This is a genomic window from Pseudomonas sp., from assembly GCF_050739995.1.
Taxonomy (GTDB): domain Bacteria; phylum Pseudomonadota; class Gammaproteobacteria; order Pseudomonadales; family Pseudomonadaceae; genus Aquipseudomonas.
Genome location: NZ_JBOICG010000078.1, coordinates 1 through 4,752 on the forward strand (window position 1 = coordinate 1; position 4,752 = coordinate 4,752).

Annotated in this window: 4 protein-coding genes and 2 pseudogenes; 4 read left to right on the plus strand and 2 right to left on the minus strand. The window is 59.7% G+C overall.

Features of this window, described 5'->3' with window-relative positions; translation table 11 throughout:
* Together ACRESD_RS02625 and ACRESD_RS02630 are read left to right on the plus strand one after the other, a co-directional pair.
* A pseudogene (locus tag ACRESD_RS02625) lies at nt 1-646 on the plus strand (molecular chaperone HtpG); the annotation flags it as partial.
* 66 nt (nt 647-712) lie between these two features.
* The gene (locus ACRESD_RS02630; RefSeq protein ID WP_431749499.1) at nt 713-1,441 is read left to right on the plus strand and encodes a dienelactone hydrolase family protein; all 729 of its coding nucleotides are present in this window, start codon (nt 713-715) and stop codon (nt 1,439-1,441) included.
* An 81-nt stretch (nt 1,442-1,522) separates the two neighbouring features.
* Here ACRESD_RS02630 and ACRESD_RS02635 read toward each other — a convergent pair whose 3' ends face one another.
* Together ACRESD_RS02635 and ACRESD_RS02640 are read right to left on the minus strand one after the other, a co-directional pair.
* Nucleotides 1,523-2,389 (minus strand): pirin family protein, encoded by an 867-nt coding sequence (locus ACRESD_RS02635; RefSeq protein WP_431749500.1) that lies wholly within the window; start codon nt 2,387-2,389, stop codon nt 1,523-1,525.
* Nucleotides 2,390-2,452: 63 nt separating this feature from the next.
* Complete coding sequence (locus ACRESD_RS02640; RefSeq protein ID WP_431749501.1) at nt 2,453-2,869, minus strand: OsmC family protein; 417 nt, start codon at nt 2,867-2,869, stop codon at nt 2,453-2,455.
* A gap of 209 nt (nt 2,870-3,078) precedes the next feature.
* Between ACRESD_RS02640 and ACRESD_RS02645 the strand changes: the two are divergent.
* Nucleotides 3,079-3,849: pseudogene (locus tag ACRESD_RS02645) on the plus strand (MCP four helix bundle domain-containing protein); the annotation flags it as partial.
* Nucleotides 3,841-4,704, plus strand: a complete 864-nt coding sequence (locus tag ACRESD_RS02650) for a methyl-accepting chemotaxis protein (protein WP_431749502.1) — start codon at nt 3,841-3,843, stop codon at nt 4,702-4,704. The pseudogene ACRESD_RS02645 and the gene ACRESD_RS02650, both read left to right, overlap by 9 nt.
* Nucleotides 4,705-4,752: the final 48 nt, after the last annotated feature.

Below are 4,752 nucleotides of genomic sequence, written 5' to 3' on the forward strand. Positions count from 1 at the left end.
GTCCCTGGCCGAGTACCTGGCACGCGCCAAGGAAGGTCAGGACAAGATCTACTACCTGACTGGCGAGAAGTACGAAGCGGTCAAAGACAGCCCGCACCTGGAAGTCTTCCGCAAGAAAGGCATCGAAGTGCTGTTGCTGACCGACCGTATCGATGAGTGGCTGATGAGCTACCTCAGCGAGTTCGATGGCAAGACCTTCGTCGATGTCGCTCGTGGTGACCTGGACCTGGGTAACCTGGACTCCGAAGAAGAGAAGAAAGAAGCCGAAGAAGTCGCCAAGTCCAAAGAGGGTCTGGTTGAGCGGATCAAGGCGTCCTTGGGCGAAGCCGTCAGCGAAGTGCGTGTTTCGCACCGTCTGACCGACTCCCCGGCGATCCTGGCCATCGGCGAGCAGGACCTGGGCATGCAGATGCGCCAGATCCTGGAAGCCAGTGGTCAGAAGGTTCCGGACTCCAAGCCGATCTTCGAATTCAACCCGGCTCACCCGCTGATTGAGAAACTCGACGGCGAGCAGAGCGAGGAGCGGTTTGGCGACCTGTCGCACATCCTCTTCGACCAGGCGGCCCTGGCCGCGGGTGACAGCTTGAAAGACCCGGCCGCCTACGTGCGCCGACTGAACAAGCTGTTGGTTGAACTGTCGGTTTAACACCGTTGTAGAAAAACCCGCTTCGGCGGGTTTTTTCGTTCTAGCGCACCTCAACTGGAGTAAATGATGAGCCAAGTCACTGTACGTTCCGTGGTCTATCAGATTGATGGCCAGTCTTATGAAAGCCGTCTGGCGTTCGATGCCAGCCATAAGGGCCCGCTGCCGGGTTTGTTGATGGCGCCGAACTGGATGGGTGTGAGTGCGGGGGCGGAAGAGATCGCCAAGAGTGTGGTCAGCAAAGGCTACGTGGTGCTGATCGCCGACCTGTACGGGCAAACCGTACGCCCGTCGAATGGCGATGAAGCCGGCGCGGCGATGATGCCGCTGAAGAATGACAACCCGACGCTGCTCAAGCGTATGCAGGCAGCCTTTGAGCAACTGCAACGCCAGACTGAAGCGGCGGTCGATACCTCGAAGCTGGCGACCTTCGGTTTCTGCTTTGGCGGTTTCTGCTCGTTGGAGTTTGCGCGTACGGGCGCGCCGTTGAAAGCTGCCGTATCGTTCCATGGCACGATCGATACACAGAATCCGGCAGGCGCGAAGAACGTCAAGGGTTCGGTGCTGGTGCTGCACGGTGCGTCCGATCCATTGGTGCCGAAAGAACAACTGCCGGCGTTCGAAGCTGAAATGAATGCAGCGGGTGTGGATTGGCAGTTGCTGAGCTACGGGGGTGCGGTGCATTCCTTCACCGACCCGCATGCCAATGTACCGGGCAAGATGATGTATGACGCGAAGACCGCCAAGCGGGCTTTCCAGTCGATGCACAACTTGCTGGATGAAGTGTTCAAGGGCTGATGGCCTCATCGCTGGCAAGCCAGCTCCCACATTTGACGGTGTTCACAAATCAGAATGTGGGAGGGGGCTTGCCCCCGATGGCTATTTCACAGGCAACTCGATTCTTTCCGACTCCCCCGGTACCGCCGGCCAATCCCCAGCCGCCCAGCGTTGCCTGGCCTGTTCAATCACCGCCGGATCGCTGGCGACAAAATTCCAATTGATCCGTCGTGGTCCATCCAGCGGCGCGCCGCCGAACACCACCAGGTGGCAATCGCTTTCAGCAAACAGCGTCATTTCCTGCCCGGCCGGCAACACTACCAGGCTGTGGGTCTCCAATGCCTCACCGTCCAACTGCGCTTCACCCTCCAGCACATACACCGCCCGTTCCTCATGCTCGTCCGGGATCAGCAGGGTCGTGGCTGTCTGCATCCGCACTTCGGCATATAGCGTGGGCGACAGCACCGGCACCGGTGACTTGAGGCAGAAACCGTTGCCGGCGATCAGGCGCAACTGCACGCCCAGGTTATCGCTCACCGGCAGGCTTGCCGCCGGGTGATGGCTGTAATGCCCTGGCCCGGTCTCGTGGTCCTTGGGCGAGGCCAGCCACACTTGCAGGCCATGCAGGTTGAAACCACTGACCTTGACGGCTTCGGGCGTACGTTCGACGTGGGCAATCGCACTCCCGGCGGTCATCCAACTGACGTCGCCGGCGTGTACGACCTGATCCGAACCCAGGCTGTCCTTGTGCTGCAAGACACCTTCAAACAGGTAGGTGAGGGTGGACAGCCCGATGTGAGGGTGCTGTCGGATGTTCATGCCAGTGCCCGGCGCATAGCGGGTGAGCAGCATGTGGTCGAAAAACACAAAGGGGCCGACGCTGCGGCATTCACGCGAGGGCAGCGGACGCAGGATCGGCTGGCCTTCCACATCTTCAGTGCGTGGGTGGATCACGGTAAGCGTGGTCATGGTGCATCCCTGTCTGAGCGGGTTGGATGCGCTGAGCATAACCCGCTCGAAGGGTCGTTGCCGCTATTGGCTGAAAGCGCCTTCGGACAGTTTGGTCTCGATGGTGACCTCGGCGGTGGTCATCAGCTTGTGTACCGGGCAGCGATCGGCCACGCGATGCAGCTCGTCGCGCTGCTCGTCGGTGAGCACGCCCTTGAGGGTCAGCTTGACGCTGAGCTTGTACTTGCCCTTTTGCTCTTCGGTGCTGTCGTGGGTGACTTCCACGGTTACGCCGGTGAGAGGGATGTCTTTCTTCTGAGCGTAAAGCTTGACGGTCAGGGCCTTGCACGACGCCAGGGCGGCATCGAAATAATCATGGGGAGAGGGTGCCGAGTCGTCGCCACCCAGGCTCTTGGGCAGGTCGGTGAAAAGCTCATGGTTGTTGATATTCACACTGTGGCGAAAGTTGTCGTGGTTCAGGGTGTTGACGGTAACAGGCATGGCAAACCTCACGAGGGCAGAAAGAAGGTCATGCAGTTATAGAGCATCCGCAAACCGAGGTGTTCCGCATTTTTCGGGATGAACTCTGTGGCGCGATGGTAAGGCATTTTGATATCGCGTTTTCGTCTTACGCAAATTGGCCCGGGGGCCGATACCTTTCAGGAGACTTGCTGCAGGTGGATGCAGCGCATTCGGAAGGAATCCAGGCAATGAGTATCCGTAGTCTGAATATCGCCCCCCGCGCCGGTCTGGGCTTTGGCGTGCTGGCGTTGATGGTGTTCGCCTTGGGCGGCTTTGCCCTGTTGCAGATGGCCAATATGCGCCAGCAGTCGGATCAGGTAGAGAATAACTGGCTGCCCAGCGTCATGGCGGTGGGAGAGATGAACCAGGACCTCTTGCGGGTGCGCGCGCTGACCTTGCGCCTGCTGGTCAATCGTGATCCGCAGGCACTCGCGCAGAATGAGCAGAAACTCGTGGACCTCAAAGGTGGCCTGCACCATGCGCAGACGCTCTATGAAGGGCTGATCGTCTTGCCCGAAGAGCGCACGCTGTTTGATCGCTTCAAGACTGAGGAGCAGCAATACCTGCAACGTCAGGAGCAGGTGATGGCGTTCTCCAAGGCCAACCAGCTGGAGGATGCGATCAAGATCGTCAACGGTGAGATGAACCAACTGGCCGATGAGATGGCTGGCACCTTGCACGACCTGGTCGCCCTGAACAAAGCCAGTGCCAATCAGGCCGCCAATCTGGCGCAAAGTGTTTTCACTCAATCGCGCACCTGGGTGATTGGCATGATTGTGCTCACGGCATTGATCACCATCGGCCTGGCAGTGTGGCTGACCCGCAGCATCGTGCTGCCGCTGGCGCAGTCGCTGAAAGTCGCTCAGGGCGTGGCGAGTGGCGATCTGACCGGTGAGATCAGCGTAACTGGCAATGACGAACCGGCGCGTCTACAGCAGGCGCTCAAGGGTATGCAGGAAAATCTGCGAGACACCATCCGGCGAATCGCCGAGTCTTCGAACCAGTTGGCATCGGCTTCCGAAGAGCTCAACTGTGTCACCGAAGATGCGACCCGTGGCCTGCATCAGCAAAGCCAGGAAATCGAGCAGGCAGCGACGGCGGTCAACCAGATGACGGCGGCGGTGGAAGAGGTGGCGAGCAATGCCGTGGCCACCTCCCAGGCCTCCCGCGAGTCCGACCGCATTGCCCAGCGCGGTCGTGAGCAAGTGCATCAAACGGTGGAGTCAATCGAAGCCCTGGCAACCGATGTGACGGCCAATGCGATCCAAGTCGAAGACCTGGCGCAAAAAGTCTATGGCATCAGCAAAGTGCTGGACGTGATTCGCTCAATTGCGGAGCAGACCAACCTGTTGGCACTGAATGCGGCGATTGAGGCGGCACGGGCCGGGGATGCCGGGCGCGGTTTTGCCGTGGTTGCGGACGAGGTCAGGGCGCTGGCCCATCGCACCCAGCAGTCGACCCAGGAAATTGAGTTGATGATCAGTGGGATTCAGCAGGGCACCGATCAAGCGGTCAGTTCGATGCAGCAGAGCAATGGTCGGGCGCGGTCGACGTTGGACATCGCCAAATCGGCGGGGACGGCGCTGGAGGAGATTGCGTCGGCATTCACCCTGATCAACGAGCGTAACCTGGTGATTGCCAGTGCATCGGAGCAGCAGGCGGCGGTGGCACGGGAGGTGGATCGTAACCTGATGAATATCCGCGATCTGGCGCACCAGACCTCCACCGGGGCTAATCAGACCAGTGCGGCCAGCCAGGAGTTGTCACGGTTGGCGGTGGATTTGAATACCATGGTGGCGCGGTTTTCGGTGTAGGGCGCAAGGTCTTGTTGGCCCGATCGCAGGCAAGCCAGCTCCCACATT

Excerpts from the sequence above, each read along its gene's own strand:
- ACRESD_RS02635 (WP_431749500.1), bottom strand. The coding sequence starts at position 2,389 with ATGACCACGCTTACCGTGATCCACCCACGCACTGAAGATGTGGAAGGC.
- ACRESD_RS02650 (WP_431749502.1), top strand. The coding sequence starts at position 3,841 with ATGCAGGAAAATCTGCGAGACACCATCCGGCGAATCGCCGAGTCTTCG.
- ACRESD_RS02640 (WP_431749501.1), bottom strand. The coding sequence starts at position 2,869 with ATGCCTGTTACCGTCAACACCCTGAACCACGACAACTTTCGCCACAGT.
- ACRESD_RS02630 (WP_431749499.1), top strand. The coding sequence starts at position 713 with ATGAGCCAAGTCACTGTACGTTCCGTGGTCTATCAGATTGATGGCCAG.